The 21,888-nt window shown below is 63.7% G+C and carries 18 protein-coding genes; 12 read left to right on the forward strand and 6 right to left on the reverse strand.

Annotated features, from left to right (window positions below; translation table 11 throughout):
• Positions 1 to 16: 16 nt before the first annotated feature.
• Positions 17 to 862: a hypothetical protein gene (locus NCS58_RS14755; protein WP_143756333.1), complete on the reverse strand. Its 846-nt coding sequence runs from the start codon at positions 860 to 862 to the stop codon at positions 17 to 19.
• Positions 863 to 1,188: 326 nt separating this feature from the next.
• Positions 1,189 to 1,938, reverse strand: a complete 750-nt coding sequence (locus NCS58_RS14760) for a TIGR00730 family Rossman fold protein (protein ID WP_061118313.1) — start codon at positions 1,936 to 1,938, stop codon at positions 1,189 to 1,191.
• 1 nt (position 1,939) lies between these two features.
• On the opposite strand from NCS58_RS14760, the gene polA reads away from it, so the two are divergent.
• The 3 genes from polA (at position 1,940) to NCS58_RS14775 (ending at position 7,274) form a co-directional block, all read left to right on the forward strand.
• Positions 1,940 to 4,678: a DNA polymerase I gene (polA, locus tag NCS58_RS14765; protein ID WP_061118312.1), complete on the forward strand. Its 2,739-nt coding sequence runs from the start codon at positions 1,940 to 1,942 to the stop codon at positions 4,676 to 4,678.
• Between the two features lie 163 nt (positions 4,679 to 4,841).
• Positions 4,842 to 6,206, forward strand: a complete 1,365-nt coding sequence (locus tag NCS58_RS14770; protein WP_061118311.1) for an NAD(P)/FAD-dependent oxidoreductase — start codon at positions 4,842 to 4,844, stop codon at positions 6,204 to 6,206.
• 192 nt (positions 6,207 to 6,398) lie between these two features.
• On the forward strand, positions 6,399 to 7,274 hold the full coding sequence (locus NCS58_RS14775) for a dienelactone hydrolase family protein (protein ID WP_061118310.1): 876 nt from the start codon (positions 6,399 to 6,401) through the stop codon (positions 7,272 to 7,274).
• A 6-nt stretch (positions 7,275 to 7,280) separates the two neighbouring features.
• On the opposite strand, the gene NCS58_RS14780 is transcribed toward NCS58_RS14775, so the two are convergent.
• Both NCS58_RS14780 and NCS58_RS14785 read right to left on the reverse strand, forming a co-directional pair.
• Positions 7,281 to 8,150 carry a sulfurtransferase gene (locus NCS58_RS14780; protein WP_061118309.1) on the reverse strand — a complete coding sequence of 290 codons (870 nt, stop codon included), beginning with the start codon at positions 8,148 to 8,150 and terminating at the stop codon, positions 7,281 to 7,283.
• Positions 8,151 to 8,251: 101 nt separating this feature from the next.
• Complete coding sequence (locus tag NCS58_RS14785; protein ID WP_061118308.1) at positions 8,252 to 9,358, reverse strand: aromatic ring-hydroxylating dioxygenase subunit alpha; 1,107 nt, start codon at positions 9,356 to 9,358, stop codon at positions 8,252 to 8,254.
• A 311-nt stretch (positions 9,359 to 9,669) separates the two neighbouring features.
• Here NCS58_RS14785 and NCS58_RS14790 point away from each other — a divergent pair, with 311 nt between their 5' ends.
• The 4 genes from NCS58_RS14790 to folE2 all read left to right on the forward strand — a co-directional run bounded on the left by NCS58_RS14790 (position 9,670) and on the right by folE2 (position 13,844).
• Complete coding sequence (locus NCS58_RS14790) at positions 9,670 to 10,005, forward strand: exodeoxyribonuclease VII small subunit (protein WP_061118307.1); 336 nt, start codon at positions 9,670 to 9,672, stop codon at positions 10,003 to 10,005.
• Entirely contained in the window at positions 10,002 to 10,889 is an 888-nt protein-coding gene (locus tag NCS58_RS14795; RefSeq protein ID WP_061118306.1) for a polyprenyl synthetase family protein, read from the forward strand. Before NCS58_RS14790 ends, NCS58_RS14795 begins: the two co-directional genes overlap by 4 nt.
• A gap of 85 nt (positions 10,890 to 10,974) precedes the next feature.
• On the forward strand, positions 10,975 to 12,891 hold the full coding sequence (dxs, locus tag NCS58_RS14800; RefSeq protein WP_061118305.1) for a 1-deoxy-D-xylulose-5-phosphate synthase: 1,917 nt from the start codon (positions 10,975 to 10,977) through the stop codon (positions 12,889 to 12,891).
• A 146-nt stretch (positions 12,892 to 13,037) separates the two neighbouring features.
• Positions 13,038 to 13,844, forward strand: a complete 807-nt coding sequence (folE2, locus tag NCS58_RS14805) for a GTP cyclohydrolase FolE2 (protein ID WP_061118304.1) — start codon at positions 13,038 to 13,040, stop codon at positions 13,842 to 13,844.
• Positions 13,845 to 13,852: 8 nt separating this feature from the next.
• Here folE2 and NCS58_RS14810 read toward each other — a convergent pair whose 3' ends face one another.
• The gene (locus NCS58_RS14810) at positions 13,853 to 14,770 is read right to left on the reverse strand and encodes a LysR substrate-binding domain-containing protein (RefSeq protein WP_061118303.1); all 918 of its coding nucleotides are present in this window, start codon (positions 14,768 to 14,770) and stop codon (positions 13,853 to 13,855) included.
• A 102-nt stretch (positions 14,771 to 14,872) separates the two neighbouring features.
• On the opposite strand from NCS58_RS14810, the gene NCS58_RS14815 reads away from it, so the two are divergent.
• The gene (locus NCS58_RS14815) at positions 14,873 to 16,096 is read left to right on the forward strand and encodes an MFS transporter (RefSeq protein WP_086961064.1); all 1,224 of its coding nucleotides are present in this window, start codon (positions 14,873 to 14,875) and stop codon (positions 16,094 to 16,096) included.
• A gap of 35 nt (positions 16,097 to 16,131) precedes the next feature.
• The gene (locus tag NCS58_RS14820; protein ID WP_061118301.1) at positions 16,132 to 16,755 is read left to right on the forward strand and encodes a glutathione S-transferase family protein; all 624 of its coding nucleotides are present in this window, start codon (positions 16,132 to 16,134) and stop codon (positions 16,753 to 16,755) included.
• Between the two features lie 4 nt (positions 16,756 to 16,759).
• Here the strand turns inward: NCS58_RS14820 and tsaD are convergent, their stop codons facing one another.
• Positions 16,760 to 17,788 (reverse strand): tRNA (adenosine(37)-N6)-threonylcarbamoyltransferase complex transferase subunit TsaD, encoded by a 1,029-nt coding sequence (tsaD, locus tag NCS58_RS14825; protein ID WP_061118300.1) that lies wholly within the window; start codon positions 17,786 to 17,788, stop codon positions 16,760 to 16,762.
• A gap of 76 nt (positions 17,789 to 17,864) precedes the next feature.
• Between tsaD and NCS58_RS14830 the strand changes: the two genes are divergently transcribed.
• The 3 genes from NCS58_RS14830 (at position 17,865) to dnaG (ending at position 21,697) form a co-directional block, all read left to right on the forward strand.
• A complete protein-coding gene (locus NCS58_RS14830) occupies positions 17,865 to 19,091 on the forward strand; it encodes an NAD(P)/FAD-dependent oxidoreductase (protein WP_061118379.1) in 1,227 nt (408 codons plus the stop codon).
• Positions 19,092 to 19,349: 258 nt separating this feature from the next.
• A complete protein-coding gene (locus NCS58_RS14835; protein ID WP_061118299.1) occupies positions 19,350 to 19,796 on the forward strand; it encodes a GatB/YqeY domain-containing protein in 447 nt (148 codons plus the stop codon).
• Positions 19,797 to 19,816: 20 nt separating this feature from the next.
• Entirely contained in the window at positions 19,817 to 21,697 is a 1,881-nt protein-coding gene (dnaG, locus tag NCS58_RS14840) for a DNA primase (RefSeq protein ID WP_061118298.1), read from the forward strand.
• The last annotated feature ends 191 nt before the right edge of the window (positions 21,698 to 21,888 follow it).

Consider the following 21,888-nt stretch of genomic DNA (forward strand, 5'->3'; position numbering starts at 1 on the left):
GCCGCCCGCCAAGCGTTTATTGCTGCGCGCGCGGGGCCGCCAGCAGCCGGCTGTAGTTCATCCAGCCAGTGACAGGCGCTTCGGTGCCGTGAGACGGTGTACAGCCGGTCTGTTGGTCCAGTTCGGCCGGCGTGCAGTATGCCCCCTCGTAAGTGACGCGTACCCAAGGCGTATTCGCACCCGACGACTCGGTGACGTTGCGAATCGTTGACGTGTCGGCGTTCACTTTCGAATCTTTCGGCACGACGATGACGGCCGCGCACGTCGAGCCGGGGCACGAGCGCAGATTCATGTCGATGCCGCCCAGCCACATATCGATGACGCCGCGATCGCTCGGAACGGTGGAAGCGGGCGATGTTTCGACGGGCTGCGAAGGCTGCGGCACAGGCGTCTTTGCCACAGTGAGCCTGCTGATCCTGTTCATATCGTCATTGCTGACTCGACGCACGAAGCCAAGTGTCTCCTGGTAACCATCGCTGCCGGTCATCGACAGGTTGTAGGCGGTGTGGTCGGTGTTCCACTGTTTGCGGATGGTGAGAATCTCTTCCTTGCCGCGCGCCACTGTGTTGACGTTGACCGTTCCCTCGCCGGGGTCCACGTCGCCCAAGGTGACGGCCAGCGGCGTGTCGCCCTGAAGGATTTGCAAGCGATTATCCGCGTAGTAGATCGTGGTCAGGCCGGGAGTCGCGGTCGGAGTCCATACGCCGGAGATGTCCTTGAGCAGCGCGATCCTGCCGTCCTGGGGGGCGGAGGCTGGTACGGAATTCGAAGGGCTTTTCGATTGGTCGCAGGCGGCGAGCAGTGAGATGACCATGGCTGCGGCGGCGGCTAGCCGCAATGGTCGATTCGACAAATGTTTCATGTTGGGTCCGGGCTTGCCATTTCTGGCAAAGGCAACGGCGTTCCGATTGGCGCTATCTCGAAAAGCCAGATTTAATTAGTGAAAGCTATCGACAAACGCAAAAATCGACCGGTGCCAGTTGTCGTATGCGGGTGTCGATGGCGAGCGCCAAGACGCAGGGCTAACTGCCCGCGCGGGGCGCTAGGATACATTTCGGATAACTATATTTTGTGGAAATGTGTGATGCCGCGGCATTGCGGTGCCGGGATATGAGAAGCGCGCTACAACAATTTCAAGCTCAAAGGCCGTGTGCGCACACGGCCTTTCGCACGGTTGGTGCTACCGCGTCAAAGATAAAACATCCGATCCTCATCCGACTTGCTTTCCGCCGGCTGCTCGACCGAGTCTTCGCGGTCTTCATAGAACCGCAACACGGCATCCAGCACCTGATCCGGATCATCGATCACCTGCATCAGATCGAGATCTTTCGGGCTGATCACGCCGTTGGTAAGCAACGTGTTCTTGAACCAGTCGAGCAGCCCGGCCCAGAACTCCGCGCCGACGAGCACGATCGGCACGTGACGCGACTTCTTGGTCTGAATCAGCGTCAACACTTCGGCAAGTTCATCCAGCGTACCGAAGCCGCCCGGCATCACCACGACCGCATCCGAATTCTTCACGAACGTCACCTTGCGCGTGAAGAAGTGCCGGAAGCGCAGCGAGATATCCTGCCACTGATTGCCCGATTGCTCGTGCGGCAGTTCGATATTCAGACCCACCGAAGGCGACTTGCCCGCATGCGCGCCTTTATTGGCCGCTTCCATGATGCCCGGCCCGCCGCCCGATATGACGGCGAAGCCCGCGTCGGAGAATTTCTGCGCGATTTCGATCGTGAGCTGATAGTACGGCGACTCCGGTTTCAGACGCGCCGAACCATAGATGCTGATGGCAGGGCGAATCTCCGAGAGGTACTCGGTCGCCTCGATAAACTCTGCCATAATCGTGAACATCTGCCACGATGCGCGAGCCTTCTTGGCCGTCGCGCGCTCTTGATCTGCGAGTGATCGCAGACTCGGAATCACTTTTCTCTTGTTCATAATGCCTGAAGAACTAAGTCTTGAAGGTAAGACCCTGCTATTGGTCGACGGTTCTAGCTACTTGTACCGGGCCTACCATGCGATGCCGGACTTGCGAGGCCCCGACGGCGGGCCCACCGGCGCTCTGTATGGGATGATCAACATGCTGCGGCGCTTGCGGCGCGAAATCAATGCAGAGTATAGCGCGTGCGTATTTGATGCCAAAGGCAAGACTTTCCGCGACGACTGGTACGCCGAATACAAAGCCAACCGGCCCTCCATGCCGGAAGACCTCTCCAGACAGATCGAGCCTATTCACGTCGCCGTGCGCGCGCTCGGCTGGCCGCTCGTCATGATCGAAGGCGTCGAGGCCGACGACGTCATCGGCACGCTCGCAGTCGTTGCCGAGAAGCGCGGCATGAAGGTGATCGTGTCGACGGGCGACAAGGATCTGGCTCAGCTCGTGACGGATCATGTCACCCTCATCAATACGATGACCAACGAAACGCTCGACCGCGCCGGCGTGCTCGCGAAGTTCGGCGTGCCGCCGGAGCGAATCGTCGACTATCTGTCGCTCATCGGCGATACCGTCGATAACGTGCCGGGCGTCGAGAAGTGTGGCCCCAAGACAGCGCTCAAATGGCTCACGCAATACGAAACCCTTGATGGCATCGTAGAACATGCCGGCGAGATCAAGGGTGCGGTAGGAGACAATCTGCGCAAGGCTCTGGACTTCCTGCCGATGGCGAGAAAGCTCGTCACCGTGCACACGGAATGCGACCTCACTTCGCAGATCGAGTCGATCGACGGCACGCTCGTCACGCGTCCCGAGTCGCGCGACGAACTGCGCGACGTGTTCATGCGTCATGGCTTCAAGACGTGGCTGCGCGAAATCGACATCGCCGATGCGGTCGAAGGCCCCACCGATACGCCGCCTGCGGAAGTCACCGAAATCGTGCATCACTACGAGACGGTACAGACGTGGGAGCAGTTCGACGCCTGGTTCAAGCGCATCAACGAAGCGGAGATCACGTCCTTCGACAGCGAGACCACATCGCTCGATCCGATGACCGCGCAGATCGTCGGCATGTCGGTGTCGACCGAGCCCGGCCATGCGGCCTACATACCGGTCGCGCATCGCGGTCCGGATGCGCCCGAGCAGTTGCCGCGCGATGAAGTGCTCGCGAAGCTCAAGCCCTGGCTCGAAGACGCATCGAAGAAAAAGGTCGGTCAGCACCTGAAGTACGACGAGCAGGTGCTCGCCAACTACGGCATCGAAATGCGCGGCGTCGAGCACGACACGCTGCTGCAATCGTATGTGCTCGAGTCGCACCGGCCGCACGACATGGACAACCTCGCGTTGCGTCATCTCGGCGTGAAGACGATCAAGTACGAAGACGTCGCGGGCAAGGGCGCGTCGCAGATCGGTTTTGACGAAGTGCCGCTCGACAAGGCCTCGGCCTATGCAGCCGAAGACGCGGATATCACGTTGCGCCTGCATCACGCGCTCTACCCGCAAGTGGCGCAGGAGGAAGGCCTGTTGCACGTGTATCGCGACATCGAAATGCCGACGTCGCGCGTGCTGCGCAAGATGGAACGTAACGGTGTACTGATCGATCGCGAACGGCTCGATAAACAGAGCAACGAAATCGCCAAGCGTCTAATCGATTTGCAGGCGCAAGCCTATGAACTCGCGGGCGGCGAATTCAATCTCGGCTCGCCCAAGCAGATCGGCCAGATCTTCTTCGAGAAGCTGCAATTGCCGGTCGTGAAAAAGACGCCGAGCGGCGCGCCTTCCACCGATGAAGAAGTGCTGCAAAAGCTGGCGGAAGACTATCCGTTGCCGAAGGTGCTGCTCGAGCATCGCGGGCTGTCGAAACTCAAGTCCACCTATACGGACAAGCTGCCGCGCATGGTGAATGCATCGACGGGACGCGTGCACACGAACTATGCGCAGGCCGTCGCGGTGACAGGGCGCCTGTCGTCGAACGAGCCGAACTTGCAGAACATCCCGGTGCGCACGGGCGAAGGGCGGCGCATTCGTGAAGCGTTCATCGCGCCGCCGGGCCGCAAGATCGTGTCGGCGGATTACTCGCAAATCGAACTGCGCATCATGGCGCATATTTCCGGCGATGAATCGCTGATGCGCGCGTTCAAGGAAGGCGAGGACGTGCATCGCGCGACAGCATCTGAAGTGTTCAGCGTCACGCCGCTCGAAGTCGATAACGATCAGCGTCGCATCGCGAAAGTCATCAACTTCGGTTTGATCTACGGCATGAGCTCGTTCGGGCTCGCGTCGAATCTCGGCATCACGCGCGATGCGGCCAAGCTTTATATCGACCGCTATTTCGCGCGTTATCCGGGCGTGGCGGCGTATATGGAGAACACACGCATCAGCGCGAAGGCGAATGGCTTCGTCGAGACGGTATTCGGCCGGCGTCTGTGGCTGCCCGAGATCAACGGCGGCAGCGGGCCGCGCCGTCAGGCGGCGGAACGCGCCGCGATCAACGCGCCGATGCAGGGCACGGCCGCCGATCTCATCAAGTTGTCGATGATCGCGGTGCAGGACTGGCTCGAAAGTTCGGGCATCGGCGCGAAGATGATCATGCAGGTGCACGATGAACTCGTGCTCGAAGTGCCCGAGGAAGCGCTGCCCGAGGTCAGGAAGCGCTTACCTGATTTGATGTGCGGCGTCGCGAAGCTGAAGGTGCCGCTGGTGGCGGAAGTCGGTGTCGGCAACAACTGGGAAGAAGCGCATTGAGCGCGCGCTGAAATTCTTTGCGCAAGGCATATGCGGCGGATGTCGCATATGCCCGACATGCTGGTGACGCGCTTGTGACTGTCATTGAAGCTCACGCACAATGAGCCGATCGAGGAAGATACGCACGAAGGCCGATCCAATATAAAAGCACAGGGAGAGTTCCATGCATCGCTTCATTATCGTCGGCGGAGGGGCTGGCGGCCTCGAACTCGCAACTCGTCTCGGCGACCGTTTCGGCTCGACGGATAGCAAGACGCCGCCAAAAGCGCAAGTCACGCTCGTCGACCGCAATCCGACGCATATCTGGAAGCCGCTCCTGCACGAAGTCGCGGCGGGGAGCATGGACCCGTTCACGCAGGAACTCGAATACGCGGCGCAAGCGCTATGGCACGGCTTCGAGTTTCAGCAGGGCGAACTCGTCGGGCTGGATCGCGCGGCGAGGCGCATCACGATCGGCGCGTTACGCGATGAAGAAGCCGGCGAGCTTCTGCCCGAGCGCGAGCTGGAGTACGACACGCTCGTCATCGCGATCGGCAGCACGACGCATTTCTTCGGCGTCGAAGGCGCGCAGCAGAACTCGATCGCGCTCGACACGGTCGGTCAGGCGGAGCTTTTTCGCAAGCGCCTCATCGCGGCCTGCATGCGCGCGGAGCACTTCGCGCCGGAACCGGTTGCGGCGGGCGTGGAGAACGGCGAGGACGAGCCGGGTGTCGATCCGGTGCCGCGCATCCAGGTGGCGATCGTCGGCGCCGGCGCGACGGGTGTCGAATTGTCGGCGGAACTGCGCAATACCGCGCAAGTGCTTTCCGCATACGGATTGCACAAGCTCGACCCGAAGCACGATATCGGCATCGTGCTGATCGAAGCCGGGCCGCGCATCCTGCCCGCGCTGCAGGAGCGCGTGTCCATCGCGACGGCGGAACTGCTCGCCAAGCTCGGCGTGAAGCTCATGACCGGCGAAACGGTCGCGCAGGTGTCGCGCGATGCGATCCGCACGGCGAGCGGCAAGACGATTCGTGCGGATCTCACGGTCTGGGCGGCGGGCATCAAAGCGCCCGCGATCCTCGCCAGTCTCGAGGGTCTGCCGACAAACCGCCTCGGCCAGCTGGTCGTGCGCCGCACGCTGCAAACCGAAACCGACGACCACGTCTTCGCGCTCGGCGATTGCGCCGCGTGTCCGTGGCCCGGCAACGAGCGCAACGTGCCACCGCGCGCGCAGGCCGCGCATCAGCAGGCGAGTTTTCTGTTCAAATCGTTCGAGCGGATGTTGCAGGGCAAGCCGCTGCCCGAGTACACATATCGCGATTTCGGCTCGTTGGTGTCGCTCGGGCATTACAGCGCCGTCGGCAATCTGATGGGCGGGCTGATCGGCGGGAACATGCTGATCGAAGGACTTTTCGCGCGCTTCATGTACATGTCGCTTTACCGGCTGCACATCGCCGCGCTGCACGGCTATGCGCGCATGATGCTCGATACGGTCGCGCACTGGCTGCGCCGCTCCACCGCGCCGCGCGTGAAGCTGCACTGACACGGAATAGAACGCCTGCGCCATTCGTTCAAAGCTGTTTAGAATGGGCGGCGCGCCCGATCCACGGCGCGCGTTCTTCGTCGTGCAGCGCCGCGCTGCGTGCAGCCTCGAGCACGTCGCGCGGTTCCGAGGATCCACGCCGTCGCACTCGATCGCGAACATGATGCGACGGCTCCGCCGCGGGAGCTTTCCATGCTAGACCCTGAAGTCGACAGCCTCGTTCCGCACGTTCCGTTCGATCGACGCACCTTCATCAAGGCGACCTTCGGCACCGGCTTCGCGGCCGCCGTGCTGCCGGTGTCCGCCCAGACCATTCATACCGATTCCGACGGGCTCGAAGCGGGCGCCATCGGCATACGCGGTGCGGACGGCACGCTCGTGCCCGCGTATCGCGCGCAACCGAAGGGCAAGACGCATCTGCCTGTCATCATCGTGATCCACGAGATTTTCGGGGTCCATGAGCATATCGCCGACGTCTGCCGGCGCTTCGCGAAGCAGGGTTATCTCGCGATCGCGCCGGAGTTTTTCACGCGTCAGGGCGATCCGAAGGCGTATTCGTCGATACAGCAGCTAAACGAGCAGGTCGTGTCGAAAGTGCCGGATTCGCAGGTGATCTCCGACATCGATCAGGCCATCAAATGGGCGGGCGAGCACGGCGGCGATACGAAGCGCACGGGCGTCATCGGGTTCTGCTGGGGCGGGCGGTACTCATGGCTGTACGCGGAGCACAACCCGAATCTCAAGGCGGCGGTCGCGTTTTACGGGCGGCTCGTCGGCAACAAGACGGAGATGACGCCGAACAATCCGCTCGATCTCGCGAGTGAACTCAAGGTGCCGGTGCTCGGCCTTTATGGGCGGCAGGATCAGAGCATTCCGCAGGACACCATCGAGCAAATGAAACAGGCGCTCGCCAACGATCCGCCGCCCGCAAAGAACTCGCAGTTCGTCGTCTACGACGACGCGGGGCATGCGTTCTTCGCGGATTATCGTCCGAGCTATCGCAAGGCCGATGCGGAAGACAGCTGGAAGCGCGCGCTCGCGTGGTTCCGCGAGCACGGCGTCAGATAACGACGTTCAGGGATTCGGCCCGGTCGCGACCGGGCGGCCCGGATCGGCGCTCCACTCGCTCCATGAGCCGGGATATAGCGCCGCGCCGTGCAGGCCCGCGATTTCCATCGCGAGCGCGTTGTGGCACGCCGTCACGCCCGATCCGCATTGCAGCACGATGCGGTCCGCCGGTGTCGTGCCGACGAGCGAGCCGAACGCTTCGCGCAGTTCGTGCGCGGTTTTGAAGCGGCCTTCCGCTGTCAGGTTGTTTTTGAAGAAGTGATTGAGCGCGCCGGGGATATGCCCGCCGACGGGATCGATCGTCTCGTTCTCGCCGCGATAGCGGTCGGCGGCGCGGGCATCGATCAGCAGATGGTCGCGCGTGCCGATGCTGCGCTCGATCGCCTGCGCGTCGATGGTCACCTGCAGCGGGGCGCCGGCCTTGAACGTGCCCTGAGACTTCGCCGGTACGGCGCTGTCGAGCGAATTGCCCGCGGCTTCCCACGCTTGCAGGCCGCCGTCGAGCAGCGCGACGGAATCGTGACCGAGCCAGCGCAGCAGCCACCACAGACGCGCGGCGTACATGCCGCCTTGCGCATCGTATGCAACCACTTGCTGCCCCTCGTTCAGGCCGAAGCTCGCGAGCTTCGTGACGAGCGCGGCGCGTTCGGGCAGCGGATGACGCCCGTTCGTGCCCGTCTTGACGCCGGACAAATCGCGGTCCAGATGGAGATAGTGGGCGCCGGGAATATGTCCTTGCGCGTAGGCCTTTTCGCCCGACTCGGGTGCGGCGAGATCGAAGCGGCAATCGAAGACGAGGATGCTGCCGGGCGCGGCGGCCAGCCGTTCGGCGAGATTCGCAGCCGAGATGAGCGTGGTGTAGTGGGTGTGCGGCATGACGGCTCCTGAAGCGGCGCTTTTTGATGCGGGGATGAGCCAATAGTCTAAAAGAAAAAACGGGCTCGAAAGCCCGTCTTTTCTCGATGACTGAACCGCGTTCAGATGCTCCCGAGTTGATGTCGCAGGAACTCGTGGAAGTGCTGCATGCCGGATTCCATCGGGCTTTGATACGGACCGACCTGGTTCTCGCCGCGCGACATCAGCGCGCGGCGGCCGGCGTCCATGCGCTCGGCGATCTCGTCGTCCTCGCGCGCGGTTTCCATATAGGCGGCACGTTCGGCCTCGATGAACTCACGCTCGAAGAGCGCGATTTCCTCGGGATAATAGAACTCGACGATGTTCGTCGTCTTCTGCGTGCCGTGCGGAATCAGCCACGACACGACCAGGACGTGCGGATACCACTCGATCATCAGACCGGGGTAATACACCATCCAGATTGCGCCGAACTCGGGTGGCGTGCCGTTGCGGAAACGCAGTACTTCGTCGTGCCACTTGCGGTATGTCGGGCTGCCCGGCTTTTCCAGATTCTTGTGGACGCCGACGGTCTGGACGCTGTACCAGTCGCCGAATTCCCACTCGAGGTTGTCGCACGACACGAAGCTGCCGAGTCCCGGATGGAACGGCGCGACGTGATAGTCCTCGAGATAGACCTCGATGAAGGTCTTCCAGTTGTAGTTGCACTCATGCACTTCGACGTGATCGAACATGAAGCCCGAAAAGTCGAAATGACGCGCCGTGCCAAGTCTCGCGAGATCCGCGGCGACGTTGCGGCCCTCCGATTCGAAAAGCAGGCCTTGCCAGTTCTGCAGCGGAGTCTTGCCGAGGTTCAGGCAGGGCTTGTCCGCGAAATGGGGCGCACCGAGCAGTTGCCCGTTGAGATCGTAGGTCCAGCGATGCAGCGGGCAGACGATGTTGTCCGCGCTGCCGCGGCCATTGAGCATGATCGCCTGGCGATGGCGGCACACGTTCGACAGCAGCTCGATATCGTTCTGCTGATTACGGACGAGCACGCGCCCTTCGCGCTCGCCGGGGAGCGCGAAATAGTTTCCCGCTTCGGGAACCATGAGTTCGTGCCCGATGTAGCGTGGACCTTGCTTGAAAAGTGTGTCGATTTCGCGCGTAAGAAGCGCTTCGTCAAAGTAAGCCGTGACTGGCAGCTGACTGTGAATGGCATTCAGCTGCAATGCATTGCTCAGATTGGACATTCCCACTCCCGATGAAAACGTGAAAGCAGTGAACAACCCAACCATCGAAGATTCGATTTAGGGAGCCCGCGATTATACCGAAATCCCCCTCCTTGGGGTACTTAAGGTCTTGATTTGGGTATAAATTGTCGCGAGAGTTCCTCGCGATCGCCAGGCAAAAGAGCGCGGACGGCGCGGTCCGCGACGATCGGCGGACAATCCCGCAACGCAGTCTTGGGCGTTCCGCGCGGACGGGATGCGGGTCGAAAATTTGTCTTTTGCCGTAGAATGTGCGACTTGGTTCCAAAAATTCAATTGCACATCCACGATTCATGGCGAAGACCGCTGTCCAGGAAACAGGCGAGCATACCGGCGCCGACGCGCAAAGCGCGGACGCCGCGCAGCTTCCGGAGAATTACGAGGCGGCGCTGGCAGAACTCGAATCGCTCGTCGCGCGCATGGAAGAGGGCGCGCTGAGTCTCGAGGAGTCGCTTGCGGCTTATCGCCGCGGCGCGGCGCTTGTGGGCTTTTGCCAACAGCAGCTCGAAAAAGTCGAGCAGCAGGTACGCGTTCTCGATGGCGAGACGCTCAAGCCGCTGCCCGCCGAGGTACAGCGCGCCACCCAGGGTGCCGGAGCGACAAACGACAACGGGGATGACGACCTATGAACTTCGAACAATGGATGCGCGCGACGCTCGATCGCGTCGAGACGGCACTCGAACACTATCTTCCGGACACGGACATCGCGCCGGCGCGCCTGCATGAGGCCATGCGCTATGCGGTATTGGGCGGCGGCAAGCGCGTGAGACCGCTCCTCGTCCACGCGGCGGGCGAACTGACCGGCGCGAGCGCGCCGGCCGTGGAAGCGGCGAGCGCGGCGCTCGAGATGATTCACGTCTATTCGCTGGTGCATGACGACATGCCCGCCATGGACGACGACGCACTGCGCCGGGGCAAGCCCACGGTACACATCCAATATGACGAAGCGACGGCACTGCTCGTCGGCGACGCGCTGCAATCGCAGGCGTTCGTGGCGTTGACGGCCGAACGCAATGGTCTGGACGATGGCCAGCAAGCCGCGCTGGTGCGCGAGCTCGCCGTCGCGAGCGGTTCGCTCGGCATGGCGGGCGGCCAGGCGATCGACCTCGAAAGCGTCGGTCGCAAGCTGTCGCGCCCCGAGCTCGAGACGATGCATCGCAAGAAAACGGGTGCGCTGTTGCGCGCATCGGTGCGCATGGGCGCGCTCGCGGGCACGGATCCGGGCGCGGACGCGCTCGCCTCGCTGGACCACTATGCCGCCGCGATCGGCCTCGCATTCCAGGTCGTCGACGACATCCTGGACGTCACCGCCGATTCCGCCACGCTCGGCAAGACCGCCGGAAAAGATGCGCAGCACGACAAGCCGACTTACGTGTCGATCATCGGGCTCGATGCATCGCGCGAACTGGCCGCGCAGCTCGGCCGCGACGCGCACGCCGCCATCCAGCCGTTCGGCGCGCGTGGCCAACGCCTGGCCGAGCTTGCCGACCTGGTCGTGAACCGGGTGAATTGATGTTGAACGCGTGACGAACCCCACGGCGCGATAAGCAATAATCGCGCCGAACGATTCACGCCAGTTTTCCTAAAATGGGACGACGATGTACGACTTGCTGAAAACCATCGACGATCCGGCCGATTTACGCGCCCTCGATCGCCGCCAACTGCAACCGCTGGCCGACGAGCTGCGAGCCTACGTGCTCGACAGCGTGTCCCAGACGGGCGGCCATCTGTCGTCCAATCTGGGCACGGTCGAGCTGACGATCGCGTTGCACTATGTGTTCGATACGCCTAATGACCGCATCGTCTGGGATGTCGGTCATCAGACGTATCCGCACAAGATCCTCACGGGCCGCCGTGATCAGATGCCGGGCCTGCGCCAGCGGGGCGGCATTTCCGGCTTCCCGCGCCGCGCCGAGTCCGAATACGACACGTTCGGCACCGCGCATTCGAGCACGTCGATTTCGGCGGCGCTCGGCATGGCGATCGCCAACAAGCTGCAGGGCGACAACCGCTATTCGATCGCGGTGATCGGGGACGGCGCAATGACCGCGGGGATGGCCTTCGAGGCGATGAACAATGCGGGCGTCGCCGACGACGTGCCGCTGCTTGTCATCCTCAACGACAACGACATGTCGATCTCGCCGCCGGTCGGCGCGCTGAATCGCCATCTCGCGCGTCTGATGTCGGGCCGTTTCTACGCTGCGGCGCGCGCGGGTGTCGAACGCGTGCTGCGTCATGCGCCGCCGGTGCTCGATCTCGCCCGCAAGCTCGAAGAGCACGCGAAGGGCATGATCGTGCCGGCCACGCTGTTCGAAGAATTCGGCTTCAACTACATCGGGCCGATCGACGGTCACGATCTCGATTCGCTGATTCCGACGCTTCAGAACATCAAGGAACTGCGCGGCCCGCAGTTCCTGCACGTCGTCACGAAGAAAGGCCAGGGCTACAAGCTCGCCGAAGCCGATCCGGTGCTGTACCACGGCCCGGGCAAGTTCAATCCGGCCGAAGGCATCAAGCCGTCGACGGCGCCTTCGAAGAAGACTTACACGCAGGTGTTCGGCGAGTGGCTGTGCGACGCCGCGGCGCAGGATTCGCGCGTGGTCGGCATCACGCCGGCAATGCGCGAAGGCTCCGGCATGGTCGAATTCGAGAAGCGCTTCCCGGACCGTTATTTCGATGTCGGTATCGCCGAGCAGCACGCGGTCACGTTCGCGGGCGGTCTCGCGGCGGACGGCATGAAGCCCGTCGTCGCCATCTATTCGACCTTCCTGCAACGCGCATACGATCAGTTGATTCACGATGTCGCGCTGCAGAATCTGCCAGTGGTCTTCGCGATCGATCGCGCGGGCCTCGTCGGCGCGGACGGCGCGACGCACGCGGGCAACTACGATCTCGCGTTCCTGCGCTGCATCCCGAATATGACGGTGATGGCGGCATCGGACGAAAACGAATGCCGCCAGATGCTCTACACGGCGCTGCAGCAGCCGAACCCGACAGCCGTGCGTTATCCGCGCGGCGCGGGCACCGGCGTCGCAACCGTCAAGCAAATGACCGCGATTCCCGTCGGCCGTGGCGAGATTCGCCGCGAGTCGTCGCAGAAGCTCGGCTCGGGCAAGCGCATCGCGATTTGCGCGTTCGGCACGATGGTCGCGCCGTCGCTCGCCGCGGCTGAAGAGCTGGATCTGACGGTTGCCAACATGCGTTTCGTAAAGCCGGTCGACGCCGATCTGTTGCGCGAACTCGCCGCGACGCACGATGCCATCGTGACGATCGAAGAAGGCGCGATCATGGGCGGCGCGGGTTCCGCGTGCGTCGAAGCGCTGCTCGCCAGCTCGATCGTGAAGCCCGTTCTGCAGCTCGGTCTGCCCGACATCTTCATCGATCACGGCGATCCGGCCAAGCTGCTCGCGAGCGTCGGCCTTGACTCCGCTGGCATCGTCAAGTCGATTCGCGAGCGCTTCATCGACGCCGTCGAAAGCGCGCACGCAGAGAAGCTGACCAAGCGCGTCGCCTGACGACGCACCGCTCGAACGGCGCGCTCGGGGTGCGCCGTGCATCAACGCTTTGGCACACGGCGCGGGCATCGTCCCGCGCCGTGTGCGCTTGAACGTTTCGAACCGCTCGCGTCATTCGGGACGCGCGGCGCATAAGGACAAAACAAATGAATCAGATGAATCCCGCCTTCGTGATGCCCGATGTCCAGAGCACGCCCGACACGCGTCAGATCGCGATTCAGCGCGTCGGTGTAAAGGGCGTGCGGCATCCGTTGTCGGTGCGCACGGCGAACGGCGTGCAGCCGAGCGTCGGTGTCTGGAATCTCGACGTGCATTTGCCCGCCGACCAGAAGGGCACGCATATGTCGCGCTTCGTCGCGCTGCTCGAAGAGCATCGCGAGCCGCTCGATCAGGCCGCCCTGCGCACGCTCCTCGCCTCGATGCTGGCGAAGCTCGAAGCGCATTCGGGGCGTATCGAAGTGACCTTGCCGTACTTCGTGATGAAGACTGCGCCGGTCTCCGGCGTGCAAAGCCTGCTGGACTACGAAGCGACGTTCATCGCCGAGAAGCGCGATGGCCAAACGCATATGTCGATGAAAGTGCTCGTGCCCGTGACGAGCCTGTGCCCGTGCTCGAAGAAGATCTCGCAATACGGCGCGCACAATCAGCGCTCGCACGTGACGATCCTCGCGCAGCTCGCGGGGGAAGTCGCGGTCGAGGAGCTCATTCGTATCGCGGAGGAAGAGGCGTCGTGCGAACTTTGGGGACTGTTGAAGCGCCCCGACGAGAAGTTCGTGACCGAGCGCGCGTATGAAAACCCGAAGTTCGTCGAGGATCTCGTGCGCGATGTCGCCACGCGTCTGAACGCCGACGAGCGCATCGTCGCGTATGTGCTCGAAGCGGAGAACTTCGAGTCGATCCACAATCACAGCGCGTATGCGGTGATCGAGCGGGACAAGCGCCGCGACGCCTGAGCCCGCCTTCAGGCGAGCGCCGTTTCCTCAGGAACGTGCGCTGCCCGCACTGAAGCCATCACCAGCGCCGCCAGCCGCTCGACCGGCGGCGACGCGCTCCCCGATGCGCGATGCAGCGCGAGCGGGATCGAAGGCAGCGCCGGCAATTCACCTTCGCCGGCATCGAGCGCCCGAACCGTCGATGGCAATCCATAGCTCGTTCGCACGGTGACGCCCAGACCTGCGGCCGCCGCTGCCCACAATCCCGACAAGCTCGGGCTCGTGAACGCCACGCGCCATTTGATGCCCGCGCGATCCAGCGCCGCGGCCGCCGCGCTGTGAAAGAGACACGGACGATCGAACGCGATGAGCGGTAGAGCCTCGTCGGCGCTGAACTGCCACGGAACCGTCGACGACGCGATCCAGCGCATCGGCGGCGCGGCGATCGGCTCGGCGATCATCGCGGCGTTGCGGTCGTCGGTCACGCCTGCCGCGCCCCACACGAGCGCAAGATCGAGCTGTCCGGTATCGATGCGCTCCAGCAACTCGGTGTTACGCGCCACACGCGCTTCGATCCGCACCTTCGGATGCGCCCGCGCGAACCGGCCGAGCACGTCCGGAAGCACGACTTCGCCGAAATCCTCCTGCAGCCCGAGCCGGATCCAGCCTTCCAGATCGACGCCGCGAATCGCGACGGCGGCTTCGTCGTTCAGTTCGACGAGGCGCCGCGCATAGCCAAGCATCACTTCGCCCGCGTCGGTGAGCGCGAGTCCGCGCCCCGACTTGCGAAAGAGCGGCGCGCCCGCCTGTTCCTCCAGTTTGCGTAGCTGCGCGCTTACCGCCGACGTCGAGCGCCCGACACGGTCCGCCGCCTTCGCGAAGCTGCCCAGATCCATTCCCGCGACAAAGCTGCGCAGCACCGCGAGATCGAATGTCGTCTGGCTCATGGCAATCGTCCTGATTTTCTGAATGGTCGATGAAAAACTTTGTGATTTTCAGGACGATCCTAAGCCTTCAAACTGGCCGCAGTCAAATTCGATATGGACTGCATGATGGCCACTTCTCTTGTTGAAGGCGCTTACGCATTCGGTGACGCACATCGCTGGAAAGTGCTGGGCGTCGGCGTGGCGGCAAACGCGAGCTTCTCGGCTGCCGCGGCGGGCATTCCGACCACGGCCGTATGGATGCGCAGCGGCTATCACCTCAGCAACAGCGAACTGGGACTCGTGCTCGGCGCGCTGGGTTTGGGCGTCGCGGCGTCCGAACTGCCGTGGGGCGTGCTGACCGATCGCTGGGGCGACCGTCCGGTCTTGCTGACGGGTTTGCTCTCCACGGCTGCCATGCTCGTCGCGATGAGTGTTTTCGCGGCGCCGTCGTCGGCCACGCTCGGCTGGCTCGTTTTCTCGATGTGCGTGCTCGGTCTCCTGGGCGGCAGCGTCAACGGATCGAGCGGCCGCGCGGTGATGGCGTGGTTCGCGGACGGCGAGCGCGGCCTCGCGATGAGCATCCGGCAAACCGCCGTGCCGCTCGGCGGCGGCATCGGCGCGGGATTGTTGCCGTGGCTCGCGTCGTCGCATGGCTTTGCGGCGGTCTACGGCGCGCTCGCGGCGATGTGTGCGGTCTCCGGCGCGTTCGCCTGGCGCTGGCTGCACGAATCGCCGAACGCGGCGCATCGTGCCGTGACGGCCAAAGGCGCCCCGCCGCTGAAGAACACGCTGGTCTGGCGCGTCGTGCTCGGCATCGGCATTCTGTGCGTGCCGCAATTCGCGGTGCTGACTTTCGCGACCGTGTTCCTGCACGATGCCGGCCATTTCGGCGTGACCGCGATCAGCGCGACGATGGGCGCGATCCAGCTCGGCGCGATGGTCATGCGCGTCTGGAGCGGCCGTCACACGGATCGTCACGGCAACCGGCGTGCGTACTTGCGGGGATCGGTGATCGTAGCGTCGGCGTCCTTCGTCGTGCTGGCGGCGGCGATCGCGGGCGGCGCGGCGCACGCACCCGTGTTGCTCTCGGCGATGCTCATCATCGCGGGGATTTGCGTGTCGGCCTGGCACGGCGTCGCGTACACCGAACTGGCGACGCTCGCCGGCACCGAACGCGCCGGCACCGCGCTCGGCATGGCGAATACGGCCGTGTACGCCGGGTTCTTCGTCACGCCGCTCGTCATTCCGCATGTGCTCGCGGCGAGTTCGTGGCCGATCGTATGGCTGGCGGCGGGCGTCTGCGCGTCGCTGGCGTTGCTGTTGTTTCCGAGGCCCGCGCGACCTTAAACTGGCCGTCCGAGAAATCGACCACGGAGCGCATCTTGATCCTCATCGGCCAATACGATTCCCCGTTCGTCCGGCGCGTCGCCATCGCGCTGAATCTATACGGCATGGCTTACGAGCACCGCCCATGGTCCGTATTCGGCGATGCCGACAAGGTCGCGCCCTTCAATCCGCTGATCCGCGTGCCGACGCTCGTGCTCGATTCCGGCGATGTGCTCCTCGAGAGCGCGCTGATCCTCGACTATCTCGACGAGCAGGCGGGCGAGCGCGCGCTGATTGCATCGAGCGGCCCGCAGCGCCGTGAAGCGCTGAAGGTCTGCGCGCTAGGGACGGGCCTCGCCGATAAAGCCGTCGCGCTCGTCTACGAGCGCGTGCTGCACAAGGAGAAATCGCAGGCCTGGCTCGATCGCTGCACGGGGCAAGTCGAACGCGTGCTGAACGCGCTGGAAGCGGACCGCGCCGCGCGCGCGACGCAATACTGGTTCGGCGAGTCGATCGGTCACGCGGACATCGCCGTGGCCTGCGCGCTGCGCTTCGCGCGGGAGGCGCATCCGGAGATCGTCAGCTCGACGCGCTGGCCGACGCTCATCGGTCATAGTGATCGCTGCGAGACGCTGCCCGTGTTCCAGTCGATCGTGCAGCCTTTCAATCCGCCGCGATGAACGCTCAGGCGCGCGAAAGCGACGTGAGATCCCAGCGCGGCTTCACGGTGAACGCGTAGTCGCGCACGGCCTGCTCGGGCCAGCGCGACAGGCGCAACGCGCCGGCGAGCGCGATCATCGCGCCGTTGTCGGTGCACAGCGAGAGATCGGGGTAGTGCACGTCGAAGCGGCGTTTTTTCGCGGCCGCCGACAACGCCTCGCGCAACTGCCTGTTCGCGCCGACGCCGCCCGCCACGACGAGACGCTTCAGGCCCGTTTTCTTCAGCGCGGCGAGCGACTTGGCGACGAGCACATCCACGGCCGCATCGACAAAACCGCGCGCGAGATCGGCTTTCGCCTGCTCGCAGACGTTGTTGCCGAGCTTGCGACTATGCGTGAGCACGGCGGTTTTCAGGCCGCTGAAGCTGAAATCGAGATCGCCGGAATGCAGCATCGGACGCGGCAGCGTAACCGCGCCGGGCGTGCCGAATTCCGCGAGCCGCGACACTTCCGGCCCGCCCGGATAGCCGAGGCCGAGCAGCTTCGCGGTCTTGTCGAAGGCTTCGCCGGCGGCGTCGTCGAGGGTTTCGCCGAGCGTCTCGTAGACGCCGACATCGGTCACGCGCATGAGCTGCGTATGTCCGCCCGACACGAGCAGGGCGACGAACGGAAACGGCGGCGGCGCATCGACGAGCAGCGGCGACAGCAGATGCCCTTCCAGGTGATGAATGCCGACGGTCGGCTTGTCCCACGCCATCGCCAGTGAATTCGCGATGCTCGCGCCGACGAGCAGTGCGCCCGCGAGGCCCGGCCCCTGCGTGAACGCGATGGCGTCGATGTCGCCGCGATTCGCGCCGGATCGCTCGAGCACTTCCTCCAGCAACGGCAGCGCGCGACGGATGTGATCGCGCGAAGCCAGTTCCGGCACGACCCCGCCGTAATCGCGATGCATCGCGATTTGCGAGTGAAGGGCGTGTGAAAGCAGCCCGCGCTCGGTGTCGTAGAGGGCGAGGCCGGTTTCGTCGCAGGAGCTTTCGATGCCGAGAACGAGCATGGATTCAATGCGTTAGAGGGAACAGAAAAGTATAGCAGCGCCCGTCAACGAGCGTGCCGAAGGTAGAATGCGCGCCATGGAATCCTTCGATATTGCCGTCATCGGCGCGGGCGCGGCCGGCATGATGTGCGCGGCCGTGGCCGCTCAATCCGGGCGCCGCGTCGTGCTCATCGACCACGCCGAGCGCCTGGCCGAGAAAATCCGCATCTCCGGCGGCGGACGTTGCAACTTCACCAACATCAATGCGCAGCCGGCCAATTTTCTGTCGGCGAATCCGCATTTCTGCCGCTCCGCGCTCGCACGCTATACGCCGCGCGATTTTCTCGCGCTCCTCAAGCAATACCGCGTCAAGTGGCATGAAAAGCACAAGGGCCAGCTCTTTTGCGACGACTCCAGCGAAACCATCATCGACGTGCTGAAAAGCGAGTGCGACGCGGGCGGCGTCGCGTGGCGGCGTCCGGTCGTCGTGCATGAGATCCGGCACGGCGGCGCGCGCTTCACGCTCGATACGACCGCGGGCGCGATCGGCGCGACGGCGCTCGTGATCGCGACGGGCGGCCTGTCGATTCCCAAGATCGGCGCGACGGAGTTCGGCTATCGCGTCGCGAAACAGTTCGGCCACAAGCTCGTCGATACGCGTCCGGCGCTGGTGCCGCTCACGTTCACGTCGGCGGACTGGGCGCCGTTCGCCGCGCTCTCGGGGCTTTCGTTGCCTGTGCGCATCAGCACGGGCCGCGGCAAGACGCGCGGCGAGTTCGACGAAGACCTGCTGCTGACGCATCGCGGCGTGTCGGGGCCGGGCGTGCTGCAGATTTCGAGCTACTGGAATACGTCGGAGCCGATTCACGTCGACCTGCTTCCCGATGCCGATGCCACTGACATGCTGCTCGAAGCCAAAGCGGGCTCGAAGAAGCAGATCGGCAACTTTCTGGCCGAGCACGTGCCGGCGCGTCTCGCGCACGCGTGGCTCGAAGCGCAGCACGTTTGCGTCGATGCGCGCCTCGCCGATTTGCCCGACCGCACGCTGAAGGCGATCGGCGCGTCGCTGTCCAGCTGGACCCTCACGCCGAGTGGCACCGAAGGCTACCGGAAGGCGGAGGTCACGCGCGGCGGCGTCGACACCCGCGAGCTTTCGTCCACGACGATGATGAGCGAACGCGTCGCCGGGCTCTATTTCATCGGCGAGGCCGTCGATGTCACTGGCTGGCTCGGCGGTTATAACTTTCAGTGGGCGTGGGCGTCGGGCGTCGCGGCGGGCAAGGCCGCCGGCGAGTTCGCACGACACGCGGCGACGGCCGCCTGAGCGCGCCCGGCCGGGGGTTTTGGCGAGTCTCGAAACGCGGACCCGTTTGCTATACTCGGACGGTCATCGGAGGATTCTCTCCGCTCTGGCAGGCGCTAGAACGGTTAGCGTGGCACGGGGCGCTGCATCCCTTTGCCGCGTCTCAAAACGGCCCGCTAAAAGTCCCGCTTGAGGAGGCGTTCCCAAGCGGGTTTTTGCTTTCGCGGGGTAACCGCGCGCCGGCCTGAATCCATATTTCGCAATTGCACCGGGTGAACGATGAGCCTCAAAGACCAGATCAGCGACGACATGAAGACTGCGATGCGCGCAAAGGAAACCGAGCGCCTCGGCACGATTCGACTGCTGCTCGCGGCAATCAAGCAGCGTGAAGTCGACGATCGCGTCACGCTCGACGACGCGGGCATCACCGCCGTCATCGACAAGATGATCAAGCAGCGCAAGGATTCGATCAGCCAGTTCGAAGCCGCAGGCCGCACGGATCTCGCCGACAAGGAAAAAGCGGAGCTGGCGGTGTTGGCGGCATACATGCCCGAACAGCTTTCCGCCGATGCGATCGCCGCCGAAGTGCAGGCCGCCGTCGCCGCGACGGGCGCCGCCGGCCCGCAGGACATGGGCAAGGTCATGGGCGTGCTGAAGCCGAAGCTCGCGGGCAAAGCCGACATGACCGCGGTCTCCGCGCAGGTGAAAGCCGCACTCGCCAAGTAATTTCCGCCGCTCCTGATTCGGTGATTCCGCACGCTTTCCTGCAGGATTTGCTCAACCGCGTCGATATCGTCGACGTGGTGGGCCGCTACGTCCAGTTGAAAAAGGGCGGGGCGAACTTCATGGGTCTGTGCCCTTTTCACAATGAAAAGAGCCCGTCGTTCACGGTGAGTCCGACCAAGCAGTTCTATCACTGCTTCGGCTGCGGCGCGCACGGCACCGCGATCGGCTTTCTGATGGAACACACCGGCCTTACGTTTCCCGAGGCCGTGAAGGAGCTTGCGCAAGGCGCGGGCCTCACGGTTCCGCAGGAGCCATCGAACGCCTTCCGGGGCGGCAGCGGTGGCGAAAGCGCGCCGAGCAAGGCGGTCAGCGTCGCACTGACGGAAGTCATGCAGACCGCGTGCGATTTTTATCGGAAGCAACTGCGCGGCGCGCCCAACGCCATCGCGTATCTGAAGAATCGCGGCCTCACCGGCGAAGTCGCCGCGCGCTTCGGACTCGGATACGCACCGGATGGCTGGCAGAACCTCGAGTCGGCATTTCCCGATTATCGGGATGACAACCTCGTCGAATCGGGGCTCGTGATCGTCAGCGAGAAAACGGATTCGCAGGGACAGGCGCGGCGCTACGATCGCTTCCGCGAGCGCGTGATGTTCCCGATCCGCAATGTGAAGGGCAACGTGATCGGCTTCGGCGGGCGCGTACTCGATAGCGGCGAGCCGAAGTATCTGAACTCGCCGGAGACGCCGCTGTTCAGCAAGGGAAGCGAGCTTTACGGACTGTTCGAAGCGCGTCTGGCGATTCGTGAACTGGGCTACGTGCTCGTCGTCGAAGGGTATATGGATGTAGTCGCCCTCGCGCAACTCGGCTTTGCGAACGCCGTGGCGACGCTCGGCACGGCCTGCACGCCGATCCACGTGCAGAAGCTTTTTCGTCAGACCGACACCGTGGTATTCAGCTTCGATGGCGATTCGGCGGGCCGCCGCGCCGCGCGCCGGGCGCTTGAAGCGGCGCTGCCGCATGCGGCGGACAACCGGACGATCAAGTTCCTTTTTCTGCCGAAGGAGCACGACCCGGACAGCTACGTGCGCGAGTTCGGCACGGACGGATTTGGCGAGCAGGTCGACCGGGCGATGCCGCTGTCGCAGTTTCTCCTGAATGAGGTGCTGAACGACAAGGAACTGGAGCAGCCCGAGGGCCGCGCGAAGGCGCTCTTCGACGCCAAGCCGCTGCTTCAGGCGTTGCCGGCGAATGCGTTGCGGGTGCAGATCCTGCATATGCTCGCAGACCGGCTCGACACGCCGTTTACCGAGATCGCGGCGCTGTGCGACATCGATTCACGCGCGGCGGCCGTCGCCCGCGCGAACGTGCCGAAGAGCGAGCGCCGGCGTGTGACGGGGCAGGAACAGCGCGCGCTGCGCAATCTGGTGATGTACCCGGGCATCGCGGCATCGCTCGATCAGGACAGCGAGCGCACCCTCGTGACGATGACCGAGCACGGCGAGTTGTTCAGCGAGGTGGTGTCGCACGCGCGCGAACTCGGCGATGCGGCGGAGTTCCAGTTGCTATCGGAGATCTTGAGAAATGCAGCAAACGCGCCAACGTACGACGATATCTTCCAGGAAATTCTCGCCTATGATGAAAACGTTCGCGATTTGCTGATGCGCGACCCGGCCGACGAGGACGCGGCGCAGCGAGTCGAGGAACAGAAGCGCCTGCTCGCCGAAGAGCTGCAGGCGACGGTCTTGAAGTTGCGGCACGACAGTTATCGGGCGCGGCTCGATCAACTGGCGCGGCAGTCCAGCTTGTCGGCGGAAGAGGTCGCGGAGTTCTCGGATCTGTCGGCGAGGGTCGCACAGATCAAGGCTGGGCGGGGTGCGAGCCCGGATGGCGGAAAGTGAAATGCTATAATAAAAAGTTCGAAATGAATTGTTTTTTGTCAACGGTTCGAACGTTTTGGTTGCTCTGACGAGGCGGCTGGGGCGGCGAAACGCGAGCAATCGACGAAAGCATTTGGATAGTTTTAGCGGTAGTGCCGGCGTGGTCGTCCGGTACGGGAAGAGGAAAGAAGCAGGAAGCTGTTGGCGGTATC

It is taken from the genome of Caballeronia sp. INML3B (assembly GCF_023631305.1).
GTDB lineage: Bacteria > Pseudomonadota > Gammaproteobacteria > Burkholderiales > Burkholderiaceae > Caballeronia > Caballeronia turbans.

Bases quoted from the DNA above. Each gene is read 5' to 3' on its own strand.
- NCS58_RS14835 (WP_061118299.1), top strand. From the start codon at position 19,350: ATGAGCCTCAAAGACCAGATCAGCGACGACATGAAGACTGCGATGCGC.
- NCS58_RS14755 (WP_143756333.1), bottom strand. From the start codon at position 862: ATGAAACATTTGTCGAATCGACCATTGCGGCTAGCCGCCGCCGCAGCC.
- NCS58_RS14830 (WP_061118379.1), top strand. From the start codon at position 17,865: ATGGAATCCTTCGATATTGCCGTCATCGGCGCGGGCGCGGCCGGCATG.
- NCS58_RS14785 (WP_061118308.1), bottom strand. From the start codon at position 9,358: ATGTCCAATCTGAGCAATGCATTGCAGCTGAATGCCATTCACAGTCAG.
- NCS58_RS14775 (WP_061118310.1), top strand. From the start codon at position 6,399: ATGCTAGACCCTGAAGTCGACAGCCTCGTTCCGCACGTTCCGTTCGAT.
- dxs (WP_061118305.1), top strand. From the start codon at position 10,975: ATGTACGACTTGCTGAAAACCATCGACGATCCGGCCGATTTACGCGCC.
- polA (WP_061118312.1), top strand. From the start codon at position 1,940: ATGCCTGAAGAACTAAGTCTTGAAGGTAAGACCCTGCTATTGGTCGAC.
- tsaD (WP_061118300.1), bottom strand. From the start codon at position 17,788: ATGCTCGTTCTCGGCATCGAAAGCTCCTGCGACGAAACCGGCCTCGCC.
- NCS58_RS14790 (WP_061118307.1), top strand. From the start codon at position 9,670: ATGGCGAAGACCGCTGTCCAGGAAACAGGCGAGCATACCGGCGCCGAC.
- NCS58_RS14770 (WP_061118311.1), top strand. From the start codon at position 4,842: ATGCATCGCTTCATTATCGTCGGCGGAGGGGCTGGCGGCCTCGAACTC.
- NCS58_RS14810 (WP_061118303.1), bottom strand. From the start codon at position 14,770: ATGAGCCAGACGACATTCGATCTCGCGGTGCTGCGCAGCTTTGTCGCG.
- NCS58_RS14760 (WP_061118313.1), bottom strand. From the start codon at position 1,938: ATGAACAAGAGAAAAGTGATTCCGAGTCTGCGATCACTCGCAGATCAA.
- NCS58_RS14815 (WP_086961064.1), top strand. From the start codon at position 14,873: ATGATGGCCACTTCTCTTGTTGAAGGCGCTTACGCATTCGGTGACGCA.
- NCS58_RS14780 (WP_061118309.1), bottom strand. From the start codon at position 8,150: ATGCCGCACACCCACTACACCACGCTCATCTCGGCTGCGAATCTCGCC.
- folE2 (WP_061118304.1), top strand. From the start codon at position 13,038: ATGAATCAGATGAATCCCGCCTTCGTGATGCCCGATGTCCAGAGCACG.
- NCS58_RS14795 (WP_061118306.1), top strand. From the start codon at position 10,002: ATGAACTTCGAACAATGGATGCGCGCGACGCTCGATCGCGTCGAGACG.